The organism is Sedimentibacter sp. (genome assembly GCF_038562225.1).
Classification (GTDB): domain Bacteria; phylum Bacillota; class Clostridia; order Tissierellales; family Sedimentibacteraceae; genus Sedimentibacter.
The window spans coordinates 1180565-1201641 of the sequence record NZ_JBCFAS010000001.1 but is presented as its reverse complement, the minus strand read 5'-3'; the positions used below and the strand labels follow the sequence as shown (position 1 = coordinate 1201641).

Here is a 21077-nt window from a genome sequence, read left to right as displayed (position 1 = left end):
ATGACTTTTCCTGCGTGGTTTATATGAGTGATTTCCGGGACAAATCCAATATGAGAAATGAGAGCCACAGCCTGTATATATCATCTCCGCTGGAAAGGTTCAGTCTTGTAAGTTCCTTGAACTTCCCTAGGCGGTAGACAAGCGTGTTTCTGTGAATTTTCAGGTGCTTTGCAGTATCGTTGAAGTTTCTGAACTTCAGATAGGCGCGGACCGTTTCTGCCAGATTTGTTTTGTACGTCCTGTCATACTGAATGATCTCTTTTAATTCCGGCATGCAGTAATGTTCCAACCGTCCTGATTTTTTCAGTGAGTAAAAGCAGTGATACAAGTACATTTCGTGATAATAAAATATGCTTTTGTCCTTGTTCAGTTCAAGCCCCAGATTCAGAATGTCTGAAGATTGTTCATAGTATTCCCTGAAGTCAATTATGCTTGAAAATGTGTTGCTCACACTTGCCGCCAGATTGTTGTTCGTGATGAATATTTCAAGATTGTACATTACCTGTGTTAGAGCGATGGTTTCAACCAGCATCACCAGGCGTTCGTTTGTGTAAATTGACTTGATGGCAGGAAATATCAGGGACAAGTGGTTCTTGTAAGCCATCATGGTCCTTATACCGTGCTGGGTGTTGTTTTCCGTGGGATTTTTGTAGCCAATCACTATGGCGTTGTAGCTGTCTTTCAAGGTCCAGCCGAAGCCCTTTACGCGTCTTAGGAATTCATCTCTTGATTCAAACCTGCCTGTAAGCAGTTCCATAAGAAGATTTTCTGTGCTGCTTACAGCAAGAGATGTCTTGTTTCTCTCAAGCCCTATTGAAACGGCATTGGCTAGTATGTCCATAATTTCGCAATGTTCGGGTTTGAAATCCCTCTTGTATGGTATTGCAATAAGCCATCCGAAGTACCGGCTGTTTACATTTACTGTTACAATTAGTCTGTTAAGTTTTTCGGGATATCTGGACTCAAGAAAAAATGCCTTCCTGCTTTTTGCGATGTCTTTCAAAAGATGGGCATAGTCATATTTTTCAAATAAATCTGCAGTTATAAATCCATTTTTCAATATGCAGGCTATGAGTTCATCGTTTACTTGAGCCAGTTCATCGGTGTCCGAACATTCAAGCATTTTTGTGGTGTTATCAGATAGAAAGATTGGATTGCCGATGAGTTCTGAAGCTGTTTTCAGCAACACCTTTATGGATGCGTTATTGAATAGCTCGCTTGTTATTGAGGTATAGGCGCTGTCGATGAGTCTTGAGGATTCAAGTAGAGACAGAGTCTGGATGAACAGTTCTTCTTTGTTTACACAGTCTTGCAGCAGCACGAAATTTCTTATACACCTGTCATCAAATTCATCTTCTGTGTCCTTTATAAGGATATATAAGACATCTACGATTGCAGGCTGAGCTGACAGGTATTCGCTCAAGGGAAAAATACAAGCCGTACCTGACAGCAGGTAGCTCATGGTTCTTGGCCGATATTCTATTCTGACTATGGGCTTTTTAGGAGAGGTAATTTTGTGCCTTAAACAGTTTTCTTTCAGCTTTTCCTTGAAATAGATCTCAAAAGTAATCATAGTGTCCTCCTTTGTACCAATGATACAAAAACAAAATTCTAGTTGTATCTTATAAACAATGAATTGAACTTATAAATATTATATAATATAAACATTACAAGTCAAAACATTTTTACGATTGAAGAGAATAATAATAAAAAGAAAGGGCGTGTTAAGGTAAATTGCGGGAAAGAATACAATGCAAGTGTTGTGGTACTGTCGAATTAAAATGTAGGTTTGTGTCTCAAATTTTAATTTAATGTATAATAATGCGATATGTACGTTGATTGAGAACATTGTATTCTTTGAATTATTGATGGATTTATTGGAAAAAACAACAAAATTTATTAAAGGAGTGATACTATGAGAGAGTTTACAGCAAAACCGAGTTTATTAGTTTTTGTGGCAGCATACTTTTTAATTCTGGTGGTTATCGGTGCATTTTATTCAAAGAAATCCAAGAATGCCGAAGAGTTTGTGCTGGCAGGAAAGGGCTTGGGACCTGTTGTTCTTGTTGGTACTTTTTTGGCAACATATGTGGGCAATGGGACCATATCCGGCGGAGGAAACTCGCTGGCTTACAACTTCGGGTTGTGGCCAGGCATATTCTTTGCAGTTCCGGCCATCAGCGCAATCATAATCTTATTTTTACTTTCAGGAAAGATACGTTCATTCGGCTCCTACACGGTTGCAGAAATTCTTGAAAAGAAGTACGGAGCAGCAGCACGCATTGTTTCAGGAGTAATAATAGCGTTCGCCATGGTTTCAATTTGTGCGTACCAGTACAAGGGCCTTGCATTCGTGCTGAATATCACAACAGGGATAGACGTTAAAATTGGTACTGCCGTTGCAGCTGCACTCATTATTTTCCTGGCATTTTCAGGCGGACTGAAATCAGTAGCGGTCAGCGATGCTTTCAGCGCATTTGTAATGCTTGTGGGAATCTGTATAGCAACGCCTTTCGTCATCAGGGCTGCCGGAGGATGGAGCAATGTTATTGAATCTGCGCCTCCCCAAACTCTGACGCTCAGCGGAGGCCAAACCTTCTACGGGTTCCTTGCGGGATACTTCCCGCTGTTTTTCTTGACAATGGGCGATCAGAACATGTATCAGCGTATAGCCGCAGGAAGCGGAACAAAACAGCTCAGGTTCGGATTCATAGGCTGGCTCCTGGGGATACTTGTCGTAATGCCTCTTGTTGCCGTCATTGCATTTTGTGCGAAATCAATTTTCGGAACAAACATTGCAGCCGGTATGGCCTTCATGTCAACGACAACAGTAATACCGACATTTATTGGAGGTTTGCTGCTGGCAGCCGCAACTGCATTCATAGTAACAACAGGAGACTCATACCTGCTTTCCGGAGCAACAAACATCACATATGACCTATATTCAAAGGTGATTAATCCAAATGCTACAGATGAACAGAAATTCAAGGTGACAAGGTATGCAATAGCGCTGGCTGGCATTTTTGCATACATACTTATCCAGTTTTTTCCGTCTGTGCTGGCTATTCAATACTGGTCCTACACAATATACGGCGCAGGAATAACACCTGCTCTTTTGGGAGCGCTGTGCTGGAAGAAGGTGACAAAAACAGGAGGCATTGCGTCAATGGTAATTGGGACAGTAGTGACCGTTATATGGGAAATGTTCAAGCATCCTTTTGGAGTGGCTACAGTCCTGGTGGCAGTGCCTGTTTCCTTTGCAGTGCTCATTGTTGTGTCATTGGCAACGCAGCCGCAAACAAAGGAAGCTTCTCAGCAAATTTAATAGTCGTAAAAACATTTTAATTGCGAGACATGAGTTAAACTATCACGTTGGCTGAATCATCAAATGAAAGGATAGGAATATGAATAATTTTATCAATATTAATGGGGACTGCTGGCTGATCAACGCAAATTATGTTGATGTCATAAACGGCAGTGTTAAAGAGAAAAAAAACATCAGGATAAATGATGGAGTCATTTCCGAAATCAGGGACAGTCTGCCTGAAAACGAAGGTGATGTTGTTGACTGCAGCAATGTTTACCTGACGCCAGGCCTGATCGATATGCATGTTCACATAACTTGGGACGGAGGTAATGCGCCGGTACGGACTATGCTTGAAGAAGGAAACTACGTCGCTGCAATCAGAGGACTGGCCAATGCGCAGGATTCCATGAAAAAAGGCGTTACAACCATCAGAGAAGTGGGATCGCCGGATGATACTGCCATAGACATTTCAAATGCCATAAGAAGGGGCATTGTAAAAGGTCCTAATATGATTCCGGCAGGCAGGATAATTCAGTGCACCGGCGGTCATGTTCCGGAAGTAGGAATAATTGCCGACACATCAGATGAGATAATGAAGGCAATAAGGTATCTGAAAGCCAAAGGAGCAGCGTGGATAAAGGTTGCTGCCACCGGCGGAGCTTACGGCCCTGAGGAAATAGGTCCTGTTTTATATACACAGGAGGAGCTTGCACTTATTGTGAAGGAATCTCACCGCCTGAACATGAAGGTTGCTGCACACGCTTTGTCGGAAGTGGGAATAAGAAACTGCATTGACGCGGGAATCGACACCATAGAACACGGTGCCCACATTGAAGAGGAATCATTGAAGAAGATGGTTGAAAAGGGGCTGGCTTTAATCCCCACACTTTCTGTTTATCAGTGTCTGGCAGAAAGCAAGGGAATATTGCCCCAAAACATAGTCGATAAGGCTGTAATGGTAGTGGGTCAGCAGAAAAAGACATTCAAAAAGGCTGTGGAGCTTGGGGTGAGGATTGCTCTGGGAACAGATGCAGGTTCTCCGAATTACGGCCCGCACCCATCCGTATATAAAGAGATGCTGGCTATGCATGAATATGGCATGATTGCTGCGGATGTCATCAGGTGTGCAACCATTAACGCCGCCCAGCTGCTGAACAACCATTCAATAGGTGTCATTGAAGAAGGAAGGGCTGCCGACATGGTGGCATTGAAAGCCAATCCCCTGGAGGATTTAGAAGCATTCGGTGATATTGTCTTTGTGTTGAAGGACGGAAATCTAGTTTAAGTAAGTTTTATTAGCGAAACTTCATCCTGAACAGGCGGATGAAGTTTTTACTGTTCCATAAAATGTTTTGACGATTTGACGTTTCGAATTACAAAATTTTAACGGCTTTAGCAAAAATGTACATAATGTGGGCTCATTGTGGTATAATCATTTTAGCACAGAATAAACGGAGGAACTATGGCAACATTTGACGATTTTTCTAAATTAGATATCAGGGTAGGGGAGATAATCAAGGCCGAAGTTTTCGAAAAGGCAAAAAGGCCGGCATACAAACTGTGGATAGATTTCGGGCAAGAAATAGGAATTAAAAAAACCAGCGCGCAAATCACAAATCTTTATTCAGTTGAGGAACTTGAGGGTAAACAGGTACTGGGAGTGGTAAATTTTCCGCCAAGGCAGATAGCAGACTTCATGTCAGAGGTATTGGTTCTGGGTACATATTCTAAGGAAGGCGTAGTGCTGATAAAGCCTGACAAGGTTGTTAACAAAGGAGACAAATTAGGATAAATTTATAATATGAGGGATTATTATGAAGCACGAATGGAGAAAACAAGAGACCGCACCGGAAAAGTTGATGACTGTGCTTCGCTTCAAGGTTGATGGTGCCTGATATACCAATGTATTCCAATTGACAAAATCCGCAAAATTTGATAAACTATTAATGTTATACGTTTTCACATACCATTCACAGCAGATAAAGCACATTAATGAACATCATAATCTAAAGGTAATGAGACGTAGAAAACGGATAATTGCCGGAAAAGGAATGTATAATCATAATTTGAATTATACGGGATAGTCTATGGTTAATTTTAGGAAAACGCTTGTAATAGCGGGTATATCATCAATATTGCTTTGTTCAACAGCACTTGCGGCAGACAACGATGCTGCAAACAGCTTAAATATTCAGGAAAACTTACAATCAGAAACTGCAGTGGAACCGACCGTACTTCAGGAAACCGCTCAGGAAAGTGAAGTTAAGCCGGAAGTTCAGGAAACAGCTCCAATTGAAACTGTAAGACAGGGAACAGTCACAGTGGATATTCTAAATGTAAGAAGCGGTCCATCCACGGATACGGAAATTTTGTACAAGCTTTCACTGGGCAGCACTGTCAGCATTGTTTCAGAAAACGACGGATGGTATGAAATAGTTTACGATTCAAACAAAGCCTTTGTGTTCGGCGAATACATAAGAATTATTGATGCATCTGCAGCAGCGGCTCCTTCAAGAAACGGCGTCGTTGAATATGCGAAGCTGTTCATAGGAACTCCTTATGTTTCAGGAGGAAGCTCTCCCAGCGGATTTGACTGCTCCGGATTCGTGAAGTACGTAATGGCCAACTTCGGAGTCGAAATGCCAAGAACTTCAACCGATCAATATTCCATTGGCGTAAGGGTTAAAAAATCGGAACTGATGCCCGGCGATCTTGTTTTCTTCAAGTATTCGGCAAGTTCATACCGATTGAGCCATGTGGGCATCTATGTGGGTGACGGGAATTTCATTCATTCGCCGATTCCGGGACAGACCGTTAGAATTGATACACTGACATCAGGATACTTTTCGACATATTATTACGGGGCTACGAGAGTAATTAAATAAAAAAGACAAATAAGCGGCATGAGAAATCATAGCCGCTTATTTTTGGATAAATTCTGCAACCATTTAATCATAATGTGGTATAATGGAAAATCATGAACCAATAGGAGAAGTAAATTGAAAACAAGCGAAAAAATATATCAGGTTGATTCCTATATGACCCATTTGCAATCCGAGGTTATAAGCTGTGTTAAAGAGGGTGATCATTACGAAGTCATTCTGGATAAAACAATTTTTTATCCTCACATGTCGGGAGGACAGCCAAAAGATGAAGGAACCATAAACGGTCTGGCTGTTTTTGATGTAGAGGAAAGGGGAGAGGAGATTGTACATAAGCTCAGGGAGCCCGTAAGCGGAAGGGTTAATCTGTCCATTGATTTTCCCCGCAGGTTTGACCACATGCAGCAGCATACAGGTCAGCATATTTTATCATATGCCTTATCAAGACTGTTTGACGGAAACACGGTGGGATTTCACTTAAGCGGCAGCTACACAACAATTGATCTGGACATAAACCTAAGCAACGGGATGGCAGAACAGGCTGAACTGCTCAGCAACATGATAATATATGAAAATAAGTCCGTAACATCAAGGGAATATCCATATGAGGAAGCGGTCGCGCTTGACCTTAGGAAGTGTCCTCCGAAACTGGATTTCCTCCGCATTATAAGCATTGAAGGATATGATTACAGTGCGTGCGGTGGAACACACGTAAGGAGCACCGGCGAAATAGGCATAATAAAAATAACAAAGACTGAAAAGTACAAGCAAGGCACCAGGGTTGAATTTCTTTGCGGCAAAAGGGCTTTGGCAGACTACGCAGCAAAGAACAACAACATAGCATCCCTGTCATCGCTTCTGACCTGCAGAACCGACATGCTCATGGAGAATTTTGAGAAAGTGCTGAACAGGAACAAACAGATGGAAAAGGAACAAAATATTCTGAAAAGTCAGCTCAATGATTACAAGGCCAAGGAATTAAAAATGAATTCCCAGTTGAAGGACAACATAAGATATGTTTTTGCAAAGACTGAGGATGATGTGAAAGATTTGAGATCCATATGCTCCAGGATAACGGAGGAGAATGATTTTGTTGCAGTGCTGGTTTCTGAAGCCGGCGGTACATGCAGCGTAGTTATTGGTCAATCCAAAAACCTTTGTTTTGACATTAAGAATGTTTTTGAAAAGTTAAAAGTCATAATAAACGGAAAGGGAGGAGGAAACAACTTCCTGCTTCAGTGTTCAGGCGACATTTTAAAAGGTGGAGAATGCATAATGACAGCTGGAAAGATGCTCCTTAACCGTTAGAAAAAATAAAGCCCGGGAGTGCCCGGGCTTTATGCTAGTTTTTGTGATATACCTTGTTGGATTCGTACTTGGGTTCGCATGTGAGGTGCAGTCCAAGTTTCTTGAATATTTTCTCATCAATGGATGAAAGCAGGACTGATGAGTGGACCTGGCAGCCTTTCAGCCTTGGCAGCTGTTCCAGTGTCAGCTGAGCCGATGGGTTGTGAGCTGCACTGACCGAAAGGGCAATGAGAATCTCATCTGTGTGAAGTCTCGGGTTGCAGCTTCCCAGGTAGGAGGTCTTCAGCGTCTGTATGGGTTCAATTGCCGACGGTGATACAAGATGGAGGTCCTGATCCAGTCCGCATAGTGCCTTAAGAGCATTCAAAAGCACACTTGCAGAAGCTCCCAGTAGTTCTGAAGTCTTGCCCGTAAGAATTGTGCCATCATGAAGCTCTATGGCCACGGCCGGCAATCCTGTCTGCTCTTCACGTTCAAGAGCCGGTTTCACAACCTTGCGGTCATCTTGAGAAACACCTGCCTGCTGCATGAGAAGTTCAAGCTTGTATAGCACATCCTTTGAGCAGAGACCTTTTTTCAGATCACAGAGGCCCTGGTAGTATCTTCTGATTATTTCCTGCTTGGATGCTTCGCGGCAAACTTCATCGTCAGTGATGCATTTTCCTGCCATGTTAACGCCCATGTCAGTAGGAGACTTGTAGGGGCTGTGTTCAAATATTTTTTCGAATATTGCATTAAGAACCGGAAAAATTTCAATGTCCCTGTTGTAGTTTACCGTTGCATCTCCGTAGGCTTCCAGATGGAACGGATCAATCATGTTCACATCGTTAAGGTCTGCAGTGGCTGCCTCGTAAGCAATGTTTACAGTGTGGTGCAGAGGGAGGTTCCAAATGGGGAAAGTTTCAAACTTGGCATACCCTGCCTTGATGCCGTGTTTGTGCTCATGATAAAGCTGTGAAAGGCATGTTGCCATTTTGCCGCTTCCAGGACCTGGTGCCGTAACAACTACCAGCGGTCTTGTGGTTTCAATGTAGTCGTTTTTGCCGTATCCCTCGTCGCTGACAATCAGTTTGATGTTGCCGGGGTATCCTTCAATCCTATAATGAATGTATGACTTTATGTTCAATGCGTGAAGCTTCTGACGGAACTGGTCTGCTGCGGCTTCCCCTGAATACTGTGTTATTACCACACTGCTCACAAGAAAACCCATGCCCCGGAAAGCATCGATGAGGCGGAATACATCATCGTCGTATGTGATGCCCAAGTCTCCCCTCATTTTGCTGCTCTCAATTGCGTCGGCGCTTATGGCTATTATTATTTCAGTCTGGTCTTTCAGCTGAGAAAGCATTTTTAGCTTGCTGTCGGGCAAGAAACCCGGAAGTACCCTTGATGCGTGGTAATCATCGAAAAGCTTTCCTCCGAATTCAAGATACAGCTTGTTGTCAAAGTTCGAAATTCTTTCTTTTATATGTTCAGACTGCATGCTCAGATACTTATTGTTATCAAATCCAATTTTCATAAATCTTCTCCTCAGTTTACATTAAGAGAAAGTATATCATTAACGGTTCCCTTAATCAACTATGACTTTATAAAAATAATAACAAATTTATTAAAGTTTATACTCATCTTCAAAAATATTATTGCAGTGGAAAATTTAGCCTTTTTGTTGACAAGGATAAAAAATGAGATGATAATATAATAGATGAACGCATCCTGAAAGATGCATGGAGCAGCGCCATAAAAACGCTGAAATAATATACGGAGTTGATAAATTGATACATAAGGCTATTGAATTTGCAGCGAAAGCTCACAGAAACCAGGAGAGAAAAGCTTCTGACGTCCCATACATAGTCCATCCCTATGAGGTGGCGCACATACTCACAAAGAGCGGATGTCAGGAGAATGTGATAGTTGCAGGTCTACTACACGACACTGTGGAGGACACCCATGTTGAAATCGAGGATATTGAAAGGGAATTCGGCTCTGAAACAGCACGTCTGGTATCTAAAGTGTCGGAAGATAAGTCAAAATCATGGGAAGAAAGAAAGCAGCACACGATTGATTACATAAGGTGTGAGGCAGACTTGGATGTAATGCTTCTTTCCTGCGCCGACAAGCTGTCAAACATGAGAAGCATGAAGGAAGATTTCGAAAAAATAGGTGAGGAGCTCTGGAGCCGCTTCAACCGTCCCAAGGAAAAACAAAGCTGGTATTACGGTGAGCTTATAGATGCCTTTGAGCCTTTGTTTGATTATGAAATGTACTGGGAACTTTCGGACATTTACTCAGATTTGTTTGCAACATACTACATCGACAAGTGTCAGGAGCTCATCGTAAAAACCAATGAGCATGATTACTACGGCTACAGTAGGGAACAGCAAAAGTGGGTGAGGGATGAGAAGCTGAAAGACCTCATTGACAAGGGAGAGGTTTCAAAGATAGAGAAAAATCGTGCTGTGGAGCTTGTGAAGCAGTGGAATGAACAAAATTAATCAGTGAGGAACTAGCATGCATATACTGGACAACGGTTATGAAATCAGTACCCTTAACAAAGAGGAACATTTTGAACAGGTGTACGAACTATGCTTGAAATGTTCAGATTATTTCATTCTGCATGACGGTATTGGCCCGGATGAGGCAGATGCTCGCGAGGTTTTTAATTCGCTTCCTCCTGGCAATACATATGATGACAAGTTTATCCTTGGAGTGTTTGGATTAAATAAAGAACTGGCAGGCTTGGCTGAAATAGTGAAAGACTATCCAATCAGGGATTCGTGGATAATCGGTCTCATGTTCATTGATCCTGCCTTGAGAAAACAGGGTATCGGCAGGATACTTCACGGTGAGATTGAATGTCTTGCGAGAAGTTCCGGAGCAGATACACTAAGGCTGGGTGCTGTTGAAGAAAACAAAGACGGAGTAAGGTTCTGGAAGTCGCTTGGATACGAAATAATCAGGCAGGAAAAGCGGGACTACAAAAGAAAGACGCATACATTGAATGTAATGAAATTGGAACTTAAATAAAAAAATACTAAAGACAAGGTGATAAGTTGAACTATTCAGGCAAAATAATAAAAAAAATGATTGAATACTTCGGCACTGATGTCAGAAGGATAAATCATGCCCTAAAGGTGTACGGCTACGCAAAGAGCATGGGGGAGCTGGAAAAGCTTCCGAGAGAAGAGCAGGAGATACTTGAAATTTCAGCCATTCTGCACGACATCGGAATAAAGGAAGCCGAAAGGAAGTATTCTTCTGCCGCAGGTATGTATCAGGAGATCGAGGGGCCTCCGGTTGCAAGGGAAATACTTTCAAAGTATACCATAAGCGATGAAAGCAAGGACCGCGTCTGCCACCTCATAGGCAACCACCATTCCTACAGCAAGATAGACGGAGCTGATTTTCAGATACTTGTGGAGGCTGATTTTTTAGTTAACATATTTGAAGATGACATTCAAAGGGAACAGGTTGAAATCATAGAACAAAAATATTTCAAAACTAAAAGCGGCAGGAAGTTTATAGAAAGCATGTACATGAATGCCGAATAATAAAAGGAGCACATATGCCATTTGAAATAGTCAGGAACGACATAACCAAAATGAAGGTTGATGCTGTAGTAAACGCGGCGAACTCTGCCCTTAAGATGGGCGGAGGAGTCTGTGGTGCTGTTTTTAACGCAGCAGGATGGGAACAACTCAGCAAGGAATGCGATTCTATCGGCGGCTGCAGCACAGGCGAAGCTGTAATAACCGGCGGGTACAAACTTCCAGCCAGGTACATCATTCATACGGTGGGACCCATCTGGCAGGGCGGGGATAAAAACGAAGAGCAGCTTTTGAGAAACTGCTACCTGAATTCACTTGAGCTGGCAAAACAATACGGCGTTGAATCCATTGCATTTCCTCTCATCTCATCAGGCATTTACGGATATCCAAAGGACAAGGCGCTTAGGGTGGCAGTGGCAGCCATCAGCGAATTTCTGCTCCACAGCGAAATAAAAGTGTTTCTTGCTGTGTTTGACAAGACAGCATTGAGCTTAAGCGGGAAGCTTTTCAAATCAATACGGGAATACATTGACGATACATATGCAGAAGAAAAGGCTCTGAATGATGAAAAAAGGAAGATTCAAAGCTACGAGCTGCAGGAAGCTGTTCAGGAGGAATTTTTATCTGATAGCATTCTGCATTCAGTACAAGCACCGCCATCAGGCATCAGAAAGCTTGAAGACGTTGTAGCCCAGCTTGATGAGACATTTTCGAACATGCTGTTTCGGCTCATTGACGAAAAAGGAAAAACGGATGTGGATACTTACAAGAAAGCAAACATCGACAGGAAGCTGTTTTCAAAAATAAGATCCGATAAAAATTACAGACCCAGAAAGTCAACTGCTCTGGCACTGGCGATTTCTCTTGAACTGAACCTGGACGAGTCAAAGGACTTGCTGGGGAAGGCGGGATACGCCATTTCCCACAGCAGCAAGTTTGACATCATAGTCGAATACTTCATACAGGAAGGTAATTACAACATATTTGAGATCAACGAAGCATTGTTTGCTTTCGACCAGCCATTGCTGGGTGTTTAGCCGCTTTTTAAGCGGTCGGGGGACATAGGTCCCCCTAGCGGAGTTGCGGAGCAACTTTTTTAGTATAATATGATTATGTAAAATTCAAGCTGTTTCGAAAAAAATGATACTATTAGTCAAAAATTTTAAAAATACTAAAAAATATCTGTTTATATAATTCGGCTGATGATATAATTTATCCGTTACATCTACGGGAGGGGCAATAGCATGAAGCAAAAAATTGACAAAATTAAATTTACAGAATTGTTTTCAGCCGGCAACAGAAATTTTACTGTTCTTTTCACTGTAATGGTTCTTGCCTGTATTCTGTTCATGTTTTCGGTATGGAAAATAAACAATGAAAAACAAAAAGAGGAAATCATGGAACTGGCCATAACAGCTGAGTCTGGATTTCAAAAATCTGCACTGTCAAAGCTTAATGCCGATGAAAGCGATATCACCATTCCTGAATACAAGGAAACCAAAGACAGTCTCATGCGAATATCAGCCATGAGCGATGAAATAGAGTACGCATACATATTCGTAAAGAAAAGTGGAAAAGTATATTTTCTTGCTGATTCCGAACCAGAGCAATCGGAATTTTATTCGCCTCCGGGGCAGGAGTATTACGAGGCTAACAGTGAGACATTCAAGGCATTTGAAGATGAAAATGTTATTGTATCTGAACCAATCACCGACAGGTGGGGTACATGGATAAGTGCACTTGTGCCCATGAAGGATGCACGAACGGGACAAATTGTTGCAGTGTTCGGATTGGACTATCCTGCGGACTTGTGGTTCAGACAGGCATTCAGTCAGACAGTACAGACAGGTGTGGCTGTGCTGTTATTTCTTCTTCTTTCCTTTGCAGTATACGTGGCTCTATTGAAGAACAAGGAACTGCTGAGCAATGAGAGGAGCAGGGAGGTGTTTTTCGACAGCCTTCCGGGTATGGCTTACCGCTGCCGTTTTGACAGGACGTGGACTATGGAATTTGTTTCAGGCGGATGTTACGAACTTACCGGTTACAAGGCTGAAGATATAATTAACAACAGGCTTGTGTCCTACAATGACATAATTGCTGAACAATACAGGGAAGCGCTCTGGAATAAGTGGATCCATGCGCTGAACCAGAAAGAACAGTTCAAGCATGAGTATGAAATAGTGACAGCTACGGGAGAGCGCAAGTGGGTGCTTGAGGTGGCTCAGGGGGTTTTTGACCGGAACGGAAACGTAGAGGCGCTGGAAGGAATAATCATCGATATAACAGAAACCAAGCAAAGTCAGATTCAAATAGATTATATAAACAATCATGACATGATGACTGGGCTTTACAACAGGAAGTACTATGAAAAAGCCAAAAGGGTACTGGACAAGGAACAGTACTACCCTCTGTCTATAATAGTTGGTGACATAAACGGAGTCAGATTCTTAAACGACGCTTACGGTCACAGTGAGGGTGATGCCGTAATACTTGCTACTGCCGGTATCATCAGGCGGCGTTGCGGTGAAAAGAGCATAATTGCAAGAACCGGGGGTGGTGAATTCAGCGTTCTTCTGCCAAACACCGGAATTGAGGAACTTCAGCTGATAGTAAGCAGGATAGAGCTTGACTGCAAGCTTCATGGTTCATCAGTTACAGGCAGCATCAGGACCATTAACTTATCTATGGGCTGCGCGACCAAGAATACAAAGGATGTTTCAATAGATGATGTAGAAAAGGAAGCCCACAGTTCTATGCTGAAACGAAAACTGCTGGCAGGAAGCAGCTATCACAGCTCCGTGGTTTCTTCCGTTATGGCGACTCTTGTGGAAAGAAGCCAGGAGACGGAGGAACATGCACAGAGGCTATCATCAATATCCAGAAAGATAGGAGAAGTATTAGGTCTTAATCAAAAAGACATAGACGAGCTTCAATTGTTTGCCATGCTTCATGATATCGGCAAGGTGGGCATTGACAGCAACATATTGAACAAGCCTGGGAGCCTTGATGAAGACGAAATGAACATAATGAAAAGACATCCTGAAATAGGCTACAGGATTGCTGCATCCACAGGTGAGCTAAAACCGATTGCAGAGTACATCCTCACCCACCATGAAAGGTGGGATGGCAAGGGATATCCGGGAGGCATAAGCAAAGAAAGCATACCATTGCTGTCTAGGATACTGGCAGTAGCAGACGCCTATGATGCCATGACTGAAGACCGGGTTTACCGCAAAAAAATGTCAAAGGAGCAGGCAGTGAAACAGATAGCAAAAAACTCAGGAACACAGTTTGATCCTGAGGTGGTGTCTGCATTTCTGAAGATAGTCGACCAGATTGAGTTCTAGGCAGCAGAAGGAAGTTTGAGAACAAGGCCTTATACGGCTTGCCTAGGAGAGCAATACAGGTCAGCTGAAACGGCATTGACAAATGATTTATACTAGAGGTGAATTATGGAGAAGGGATACGTTCACGTTTATACGGGAAACGGAAAAGGGAAGACTACGGCTGCCTTCGGACTGGCGGCAAGGGCTCTTTTGAGTGGAAAGATAGTTTATGTGGCTCAGTTTGTAAAAGACATGAAGTACAACGAAACAAAGCTTGAAGATCATTTCAGCAACATCACCATCAGGCAGTACGGAAGAGGCTGCTTCATAAACGGAGAAATGCCGGGAGAAGAAGATGTTCTGGCAGCCAGAAACGGCCTGGACGAATGCAGAAGAATACTGTCAGAAGGCCAATACGACCTTGTGGTACTGGACGAAATAACTATCGCACTGTCCTTTAAACTTCTTGATGTATCGGATGTTTTGAGGGCATTGGAGGGAAAATCGTACGGCACTGAAGTTGTCCTGACCGGCAGATACGCCCCTAAGGAAATAATCGACTTTGCGGACCTTGTGACAGACATGACTGAAGTGAAGCATTACTACACCCAGGGAGTGTTGTCAAGGGACGGCATTGACCACTGATTCCATGAGAAATATGAATGAAAAAAGCGGACGTCATCCGCTTTTTTGCTGCTAGTATTTTTTCAGCTGTTCCTTGATGCAGGTGTTCCATTCCTGCAGTTTCGTCTTTTCATTCAACAGGGGGTAAACAAGCAAAACCTTGCTGTAATCAAGGTAAACAGCCTTGACCTTTTCGCCCATCCTAACCTTTTCATGGCTTTCAAGTATGATTCCCTCAAGGCTTTGAACCTTGTCTATGTCTGAGTTTTCAATTATTTGGTCGACCGTCAGCACAGAGCCGGGCATTGAAAGGTACATTTTTCCCTTTATGCGCCCGTCATTGCCTGAAAGCCGCAGCCCAACACCAGCCAGTGCTCCTATTACGCCTCCGCCCGTGCCCCCATGTTCGGAAAGATAAACTCCAAGTTCTTCCGCAGTTTTATAAGCAATTTCCTTTTTCAAAATTTCTTTTTTTGCTCTTATGCCGTATTCCATCAGTCGTTTTGCATCTTTTATGTCGCTATGTCCAGCTATGCAAAGTCCGGGGTCTGAACCTTCTGCCGCTTCCTTTTCCAGGAAATCAACAGCAAACTTCTTCAATTCATGAAATATCTTCCTGTCATGGCTTATTTCAAAGCACATGGCGCTGTTGTGGGAAGTGTAGGGTATGTCCGGATGAAAGTACAGCTGATGTCTCGTTATGTAGGAGCACCTGCCCCATCCGTTTTTTTCTATCTGTTCGATCATCATGCTTGCCAGGGCTCCGGTTCCTCTCGTTTCTAAATTATCCGTGTCGTCAATGCATACTAAAGTCTTCATGATTCCTCCTAATTGGTTTTCAATTCTCTCATATCTTGTCCAGTCAATATTTGCTGTGCTTGCACTTCGGTTAAATCCATGCTGAAGAACCTGGAATAGTAATTTTTAGTTTCCTTAACCATGTCGAGGTCAGTGAAGTACTGTGGATAAAGAAGTCTGGAAGTCCACAGTATGGCCAGCGGTGTTTCCAAAGAGCCTGGGTGGCCCCAACGGGAAATGCCGTTTGGTATCTGGTAAACCTTCTTTTCCTTCACAGCTCTTAAGGATGCCCACTGTTCATTGGTAAGTATGTACTCCGGTACGCCGGATTCATTTGCTATTATAATGTCGGGATCCCACAGGTATATCTGTTCCAGTGTGGCATAAGTCTTGTCGCCGGAAACCTTCAGCTCATCATTGACGGATACGTTGATTCCTCCCGTCACCTGTATCCACTGATCCTGAAAGCTGTCCTTAAGGTCGGTGCGGACGGCTTCATTAACGGAGTGATAAAGGGAAACCCTTTCATCCTGAGGAATTGCTGAAGTGATTTTTCTGGTCTTTTCGATTGTTTCCATGTAGTAATTTATGTATGACTGGGCTTTTTCCTCTTCGCCAAGGACCTTGCCCATTATGGAAATGGTCTTCATCTGTTCTTCCATTGAGAAGTAATCAATGACAACGTACGGGATGTTTAAGCTGTCCAGCTTGTCTGTAGCATCCTTGTTCAGCGCCGTGTCAGTCTTGATGAAAACCACATCGGGGCTGCAGGATAAAAGTTCCTCAATGTTGATGGCGCCTGTGCTGAAGGGAACAGGCAGGTCTTTGATATGCGGATACATTTCTGTAAGAACCTTGTCCCTTTTCAAACCGTCAACAACGGCTACTATGTCATCGCCTCTTCCAAGAAGAGCAGCTACATGCCCTGTGTATGCATATCCGCATGCAATCCTTTCAACGGGAACCGCGATTGAAACTTCCCTGTTGAAGCAGTCCACCACAGTGATGAAACTCTCCTTCGCAGAATCGGCTTCAACATCTTTCGGTACAGCAGTTTCAGAAGCACATCCCCAAAGAAATAAAGATGACAGCAATATTATCGCCAACCATATATTCAGTCTAGCTTTCATGTGTTCCTCCTTCTTCTCTGGCTATGGATAAAGGAACAATCTGCCGTATGGACGTTTCCTCATCCATTTTAAAATCCAGGATTTTTGAATTGATCTGGTATGTCTGCAAAATGTTTTTTTCGTTTAATATTTTATAGGGCGTTCCATTTTCCTGGAATATGCCGTTGTTCATGAGGACCAGAGTTGTAGGGACGCGATTTGTTTCAAAATAGCAGGCATGGTTGGGAAAGTGAGTTGCCATCAGCACGGATATGCGTTGATTCTTTACAAGACCTGCTATTGTTTCAAGCACCAGCAGCTCATTTTTAAAGTCCAGGTGAGAGGTGGGCTCATCCATCACTATCAGTTCTGGCTGCTGAGCAAGGGCTCTTGCAATCATCACCAGCTGGCACTGGCCGCCGCTTATTTTAGTGTAAGGAACATCTGCCAGGTCTGAGATTCCAACTTTTTCAAGCGCTTCCATGGCAATATGCCTGTCGATTTCTGCAGGTGCTGAGAAAAGAGAGGTTTTGTGTGCCCTGCCCATAACCACTATATCCCTGACCATGTAAGGAAAAGACTTTTCATGATTCTGAGGCACATAGGCTATCTTTTCTGCAAGATTGGCTGGTTTTATGCTGCGGATGTCTTTGTTTCCCACAAGTATGCTTCCAGTATCCGGTTTTAAAATGCCAAGAACGCAGTCAAGAAGCGTAGTCTTGCCGCAGCCGTTGGGTCCTAGAACGCAAAACACCTCTCCTGGCCTTATGCTGAAGCTGATGCCGTGAAAAACATTCTTGTCTTTGTAGCTGAAGGAAGTGTTTATTACCTGTACCGTGAAATTGTCCATCACCATGATCCTCCCTTTGTTTTTTTAAGCAGATAAATGAAAAACGGGCCTCCAACCAGCGAAGTAAGTATGCCTATGGGTATCTCGCCGGCAGTCAGTGTTCTTGATATGTTGTCAATGGCTATGAGAAACGACGCGCCCAATGCACAGCTCACAGGTATGAGCCTGTTGTTGTCATTTCCTACGATCATGCGCCCTACATGGGGAATGATGAGCCCGACCCATCCGATGTTTCCGCTTACGCATACGGCTCCTGCAGTTGACAATGTGGCGAACACAATTGCAGCCAGTTTGTTCATGTTTGAGCTGATGCCCAGAGTATGAGCTTCCCGGTCACCCATTGAAAGCACGTTTATTCTCCATCGCATCATGATTAAGCCGGTCAGGCCAATGATCATCGGAGGAGCTCCGATGAGAATATCCTGGGCATTAGCAGAAGCAAAGCTTCCCATAAGCCAGAACGTTATGGCAGGAAGCTGATTGTAGGGATCTGCCATGTACTTCACCAGGGAAATCAGGGAAGAAAATATTGATGATACAACGGTACCGCCCAGCACAAGCATTATTGTGGGAGTAGTGTTGTAGATTTTTCCTATTGTATAGCTTAAGGTTACGGCAATTCCGCCGAAAACCAGCGCAAATAGGTACACTAAAAAAGAGGAGCGAGAGAACAATAGTATAGCCAGGGCAGCACCGAATCCCGAGCCGGAGCTTACCCCAAGCATCCCTGAATTTACAAGGGGATTGTGAAACAGTCCCTGAAATGCAGCTCCGCTGACAGCCAGGGAAGCTCCGGCCAGTGCTGATAAAAGTGCCCTGGGCATTCTTATATCCCAGATTATTGTTGCGTAGGTGTCGTTGACCAGTTCGTTTTTTAATAAAGGATACAGCAGAATTGACGGGATGTCCTTTAAGGGGACCGGATATCTTCCGTTGAACAAGGTCACAAGCACCAGCACAAATGGCGTTAAGAAAATAATTGTATTGATAAGCCGTCTATTTTTCATTTTTGTTCTTCTTTTTTTGAATTATCACGAGCGCAGCAGCCGCCACAACCAGTGCTGCAGCCATTGCTCCTGATTTCATGCTGTTTTTGCTGCCTGGTTCTTCTGCTGATACAGTCACAGATGGAGCATCTGAAGCTTTAGAAGTATCAGAGGGTTCAGACTCGGATGTGGCTGATTGGTTGGCGTATGCTTCCTTTGTCTGATTTTCATCCTCACTGTTTTCTGGTACAGGCAAAGCTTCTGCCGGCGGGTTTTCCGTTACTGAAGAGGAACCGGCAGGTTCTGCTTCAGTATTTTTTTCTCCTGCCGAAACCTGAGGATTTTCTGAGACTGTCTGCATTTCTTGAACATTATTGCTTTCAGCCACATTGCTTTCGTGTGTTCCCTGAGTGGTGAAAGAAACGTATGATGGCTCGCCTAGAGTACTACCGTTTTTGGCAAGCATGTCAGCCGATATTTCCACGGTGTAGGTTGTATTTTCTTTTAAGTCTGATAGGGGATCAATGTAGATTTCCCGCTTCTTATCCGGCTCAACCTGGTCATCAGGGAAAATCAGATTTGCTTCTACAATCTGATTGTTGCTATCCTTTAGAAAAATGCAGTTAAGATTGTTATCCTTTACGGAAAAATTGACCACATTCTTATTGAACAGCAAGGTGATTGTCACATCTGCCGGAACATCTTTGGAAGAGTCGGCAGGATTGGAACCAACCAGCTGAAAATCCACGCTTTTTCCGTCAACCGAATCTGATTCGCTGGCATACAGAGGGTATGAGCTTGCAGCAATTAATACTGCAAGAATCAATGACAACATTTTTATTTTCATAATCTCTCCGATATTTTATTTGTATTAAAAAAAACATATTTGAACCTGAGGGAAGACTTGGCTGCAAGGAGACGCGACTTCCAGACAGCCAGTCTGATTAATAATCATCCGGGGAGGGATATCATTGTACCGCTCAGTATAACAAAATATGTTTTGTTACCTAAATTATTTAACTGTGAAGCTGATCGTTTTGCCTTCGCCTAAAGTATTACCGTTGTTGGCTTTCAAACCTGCTCCTATGACTATGTTTACCGTTTTTCCGGATTTAAGCTGTGTCAATGGTTTAATGAAAATATTTGACTTTTCATCATCTGAATTTTCAATGCGGAAAATCTCACTTTCTATTACCTGTCCTTTGTTGTCCTGAAGTTTAACCTGAGTTTTGTTGTTGTCCCAGTACTCTCTTACTATTCCGCGATCAAAAACCAGCTTTATTATTATTTCGCTGTCCGGATTTCCATCTTCCAGCTTACCGAGCTCAACTGATTGATTGTTTTCGATTTCTACAAAGTATGCACCCAAAAGGTTAAGAGCAGCAACTCCGTTTCCTTTTTCTTCTGAAACCTGTTCAGCATCCTGCGGTAAAACTTCGTTTGGTTTTATGCTTAAAAGCAATGTCACTGCATCTGCGCCTGTAATTTTTTCAAAAGGTTTAATCTTATTTTTTCCTTCGAGGAGCCCTTTCTGCACATAGGCTTCCACTGCACCCTGTGCCCATGACGGTACATCGGATGCATCCTTGAAGTTAAGCATTTTTTCAGGTTTGTTTGACGTACCTGCATTCAGCAGCCTTATCGCCATTATGTATGCTTCAAGATTTGTTACATATCCTTCGGGGTCGAATGTGCCGTCACCTTTTCCAACAACGTACCCTGCACAAAAGGCCTTCTTAACTTCCTTATAATATGCTGAGTCAGTCTGGACATCTGAAAAGCTTATGTCCTTCTGTTCCTTGAAATCATACAAGGAATTAATCAAAGCTGTGAACTCTGCTCTGTTAAGGAACTTGTCCGGTTGAAAAGCTTCGCCCTGGTGGATTCGCCCCCAACCTGCTTCAAACCATTGCTCTTCGGTTTCGCCTGCTGCACTGCTCTGCGCGAATGCAACGGAAGGTAGCACCATAAGAAGAGTAAGGATTATTATTGTTGATAAACTGATTAGAGATAGATATTTCTTCATAACTTCCTCCTTGTTGTCTTTTGTAAAGGATAACATTCCTATCACATAAAAAAAACATCTTTCCGTGGAAAGATGCAGCATGCGTAAAATTGTGTACGCCAAGTAAGCCTGCAATTAATTTTACTTTCCAACGGGAGGCACAACCGTTTCCAATTATACCCTGACGAACTGCATCCATTGCCGAGGCTTTAGGTATCACAGTTTCGCAAAACTAATAAAGACGATATTTAATTAACACAATGATAGCATTTATTTCTTGAATTGTAAATAGTTTATTTTATAACAACATAAATTTTATGGCGCAAATCAATATTTG

19 protein-coding genes and 1 riboswitch are annotated in these 21077 nt (G+C 43.0%); of the genes, 11 read left to right on the top strand and 8 right to left on the bottom strand.

What is annotated here, in order from left to right; translation table 11 throughout:
- Window positions 1–19 precede the first annotated feature (19 nt).
- A complete protein-coding gene (locus AAGU76_RS05685) occupies window positions 20–1573 on the bottom strand; it encodes a helix-turn-helix domain-containing protein (protein WP_342484473.1) in 1554 nt (517 codons plus the stop codon).
- Between the two features lie 342 nt (window positions 1574–1915).
- Between AAGU76_RS05685 and AAGU76_RS05680 the strand changes: the two genes are divergently transcribed.
- The 5 genes from AAGU76_RS05680 to AAGU76_RS05660 all read left to right on the top strand — a co-directional run bounded on the left by AAGU76_RS05680 (window position 1916) and on the right by AAGU76_RS05660 (window position 7497).
- The gene (locus AAGU76_RS05680; RefSeq protein ID WP_342484472.1) at window positions 1916–3325 is read left to right on the top strand and encodes a sodium:solute symporter family protein; all 1410 of its coding nucleotides are present in this window, start codon (window positions 1916–1918) and stop codon (window positions 3323–3325) included.
- A 79-nt stretch (window positions 3326–3404) separates the two neighbouring features.
- Window positions 3405–4592 carry an amidohydrolase family protein gene (locus AAGU76_RS05675; RefSeq protein ID WP_342484471.1) on the top strand — a complete coding sequence of 396 codons (1188 nt, stop codon included), beginning with the start codon at window positions 3405–3407 and terminating at the stop codon, window positions 4590–4592.
- A 177-nt stretch (window positions 4593–4769) separates the two neighbouring features.
- Entirely contained in the window at window positions 4770–5099 is a 330-nt protein-coding gene (locus AAGU76_RS05670; RefSeq protein WP_342484470.1) for a tRNA-binding protein, read from the top strand.
- Between the two features lie 295 nt (window positions 5100–5394).
- Window positions 5395–6192, top strand: a complete 798-nt coding sequence (locus tag AAGU76_RS05665; RefSeq protein ID WP_342484469.1) for an NlpC/P60 family protein — start codon at window positions 5395–5397, stop codon at window positions 6190–6192.
- Window positions 6193–6306: 114 nt separating this feature from the next.
- Window positions 6307–7497, top strand: coding sequence for a DHHA1 domain-containing protein (locus AAGU76_RS05660; RefSeq protein WP_342484468.1), 1191 nt, complete (start codon window positions 6307–6309; stop codon window positions 7495–7497).
- Between the two features lie 34 nt (window positions 7498–7531).
- On the opposite strand, the gene AAGU76_RS05655 is transcribed toward AAGU76_RS05660, so the two are convergent.
- On the bottom strand, window positions 7532–9016 hold the full coding sequence (locus AAGU76_RS05655) for a DUF1846 domain-containing protein (RefSeq protein WP_342484467.1): 1485 nt from the start codon (window positions 9014–9016) through the stop codon (window positions 7532–7534).
- Window positions 9017–9269: 253 nt separating this feature from the next.
- Between AAGU76_RS05655 and AAGU76_RS05650 the strand changes: the two genes are divergently transcribed.
- From AAGU76_RS05650 to cobO, 6 genes are all read left to right on the top strand, one after another.
- Entirely contained in the window at window positions 9270–9989 is a 720-nt protein-coding gene (locus AAGU76_RS05650; RefSeq protein WP_342484466.1) for an HD domain-containing protein, read from the top strand.
- Window positions 9990–10005: 16 nt separating this feature from the next.
- Window positions 10006–10521 carry a GNAT family N-acetyltransferase gene (locus AAGU76_RS05645; protein WP_342484465.1) on the top strand — a complete coding sequence of 172 codons (516 nt, stop codon included), beginning with the start codon at window positions 10006–10008 and terminating at the stop codon, window positions 10519–10521.
- Between the two features lie 56 nt (window positions 10522–10577).
- Entirely contained in the window at window positions 10578–11045 is a 468-nt protein-coding gene (locus AAGU76_RS05640) for an HD domain-containing protein (protein WP_342484685.1), read from the top strand.
- A 14-nt stretch (window positions 11046–11059) separates the two neighbouring features.
- Window positions 11060–12079, top strand: coding sequence for a macro domain-containing protein (locus AAGU76_RS05635; protein WP_342484464.1), 1020 nt, complete (start codon window positions 11060–11062; stop codon window positions 12077–12079).
- A gap of 207 nt (window positions 12080–12286) precedes the next feature.
- Window positions 12287–14389, top strand: coding sequence for an HD domain-containing phosphohydrolase (locus AAGU76_RS05630; protein ID WP_342484463.1), 2103 nt, complete (start codon window positions 12287–12289; stop codon window positions 14387–14389).
- Window positions 14390–14494: 105 nt separating this feature from the next.
- Window positions 14495–15013 carry a cob(I)yrinic acid a,c-diamide adenosyltransferase gene (cobO, locus tag AAGU76_RS05625; protein WP_342484462.1) on the top strand — a complete coding sequence of 173 codons (519 nt, stop codon included), beginning with the start codon at window positions 14495–14497 and terminating at the stop codon, window positions 15011–15013.
- Window positions 15014–15064: 51 nt separating this feature from the next.
- On the opposite strand, the gene AAGU76_RS05620 is transcribed toward cobO, so the two are convergent.
- From AAGU76_RS05620 to AAGU76_RS05595, 6 genes are all read right to left on the bottom strand, one after another.
- The gene (locus AAGU76_RS05620) at window positions 15065–15811 is read right to left on the bottom strand and encodes a hypothetical protein (protein ID WP_342484461.1); all 747 of its coding nucleotides are present in this window, start codon (window positions 15809–15811) and stop codon (window positions 15065–15067) included.
- 8 nt (window positions 15812–15819) lie between these two features.
- Window positions 15820–16920 (bottom strand): ABC transporter substrate-binding protein, encoded by a 1101-nt coding sequence (locus AAGU76_RS05615; RefSeq protein ID WP_342484460.1) that lies wholly within the window; start codon window positions 16918–16920, stop codon window positions 15820–15822.
- Window positions 16910–17749, bottom strand: coding sequence for an ABC transporter ATP-binding protein (locus AAGU76_RS05610; protein ID WP_342484459.1), 840 nt, complete (start codon window positions 17747–17749; stop codon window positions 16910–16912). The genes AAGU76_RS05615 and AAGU76_RS05610 overlap by 11 nt, the downstream gene beginning before the upstream one ends.
- Window positions 17749–18756, bottom strand: coding sequence for an iron ABC transporter permease (locus AAGU76_RS05605; RefSeq protein WP_342484458.1), 1008 nt, complete (start codon window positions 18754–18756; stop codon window positions 17749–17751). The genes AAGU76_RS05610 and AAGU76_RS05605 overlap by 1 nt, the downstream gene beginning before the upstream one ends.
- A complete protein-coding gene (locus tag AAGU76_RS05600; protein ID WP_342484457.1) occupies window positions 18746–19582 on the bottom strand; it encodes an Ig-like domain-containing protein in 837 nt (278 codons plus the stop codon). Before AAGU76_RS05600 ends, AAGU76_RS05605 begins: the two co-directional genes overlap by 11 nt.
- Before the next feature lie 165 nt (window positions 19583–19747).
- Window positions 19748–20761: an S-layer homology domain-containing protein gene (locus AAGU76_RS05595; protein ID WP_342484456.1), complete on the bottom strand. Its 1014-nt coding sequence runs from the start codon at window positions 20759–20761 to the stop codon at window positions 19748–19750.
- A gap of 104 nt (window positions 20762–20865) precedes the next feature.
- Window positions 20866–20982, bottom strand: a riboswitch (molybdenum cofactor riboswitch).
- Between the last annotated feature and the right edge of the window lie 95 nt (window positions 20983–21077).

Coding starts and splice junctions, on each gene's coding strand:
- AAGU76_RS05685 (WP_342484473.1), bottom strand. CDS start 1,573: ATGATTACTTTTGAGATCTATTTCAAGGAAAAGCTGAAAGAAAACTGT.
- AAGU76_RS05680 (WP_342484472.1), top strand. CDS start 1,916: ATGAGAGAGTTTACAGCAAAACCGAGTTTATTAGTTTTTGTGGCAGCA.
- AAGU76_RS05675 (WP_342484471.1), top strand. CDS start 3,405: ATGAATAATTTTATCAATATTAATGGGGACTGCTGGCTGATCAACGCA.
- AAGU76_RS05670 (WP_342484470.1), top strand. CDS start 4,770: ATGGCAACATTTGACGATTTTTCTAAATTAGATATCAGGGTAGGGGAG.
- AAGU76_RS05665 (WP_342484469.1), top strand. CDS start 5,395: ATGGTTAATTTTAGGAAAACGCTTGTAATAGCGGGTATATCATCAATA.
- AAGU76_RS05655 (WP_342484467.1), bottom strand. CDS start 9,016: ATGAAAATTGGATTTGATAACAATAAGTATCTGAGCATGCAGTCTGAA.
- AAGU76_RS05645 (WP_342484465.1), top strand. CDS start 10,006: ATGCATATACTGGACAACGGTTATGAAATCAGTACCCTTAACAAAGAG.
- AAGU76_RS05640 (WP_342484685.1), top strand. CDS start 10,578: ATGATTGAATACTTCGGCACTGATGTCAGAAGGATAAATCATGCCCTA.
- AAGU76_RS05635 (WP_342484464.1), top strand. CDS start 11,060: ATGCCATTTGAAATAGTCAGGAACGACATAACCAAAATGAAGGTTGAT.
- AAGU76_RS05630 (WP_342484463.1), top strand. CDS start 12,287: ATGAAGCAAAAAATTGACAAAATTAAATTTACAGAATTGTTTTCAGCC.
- cobO (WP_342484462.1), top strand. CDS start 14,495: ATGGAGAAGGGATACGTTCACGTTTATACGGGAAACGGAAAAGGGAAG.
- AAGU76_RS05620 (WP_342484461.1), bottom strand. CDS start 15,811: ATGAAGACTTTAGTATGCATTGACGACACGGATAATTTAGAAACGAGA.
- AAGU76_RS05615 (WP_342484460.1), bottom strand. CDS start 16,920: ATGAAAGCTAGACTGAATATATGGTTGGCGATAATATTGCTGTCATCT.
- AAGU76_RS05610 (WP_342484459.1), bottom strand. CDS start 17,749: ATGGACAATTTCACGGTACAGGTAATAAACACTTCCTTCAGCTACAAA.
- AAGU76_RS05605 (WP_342484458.1), bottom strand. CDS start 18,756: ATGAAAAATAGACGGCTTATCAATACAATTATTTTCTTAACGCCATTT.
- AAGU76_RS05600 (WP_342484457.1), bottom strand. CDS start 19,582: ATGAAAATAAAAATGTTGTCATTGATTCTTGCAGTATTAATTGCTGCA.
- AAGU76_RS05595 (WP_342484456.1), bottom strand. CDS start 20,761: ATGAAGAAATATCTATCTCTAATCAGTTTATCAACAATAATAATCCTT.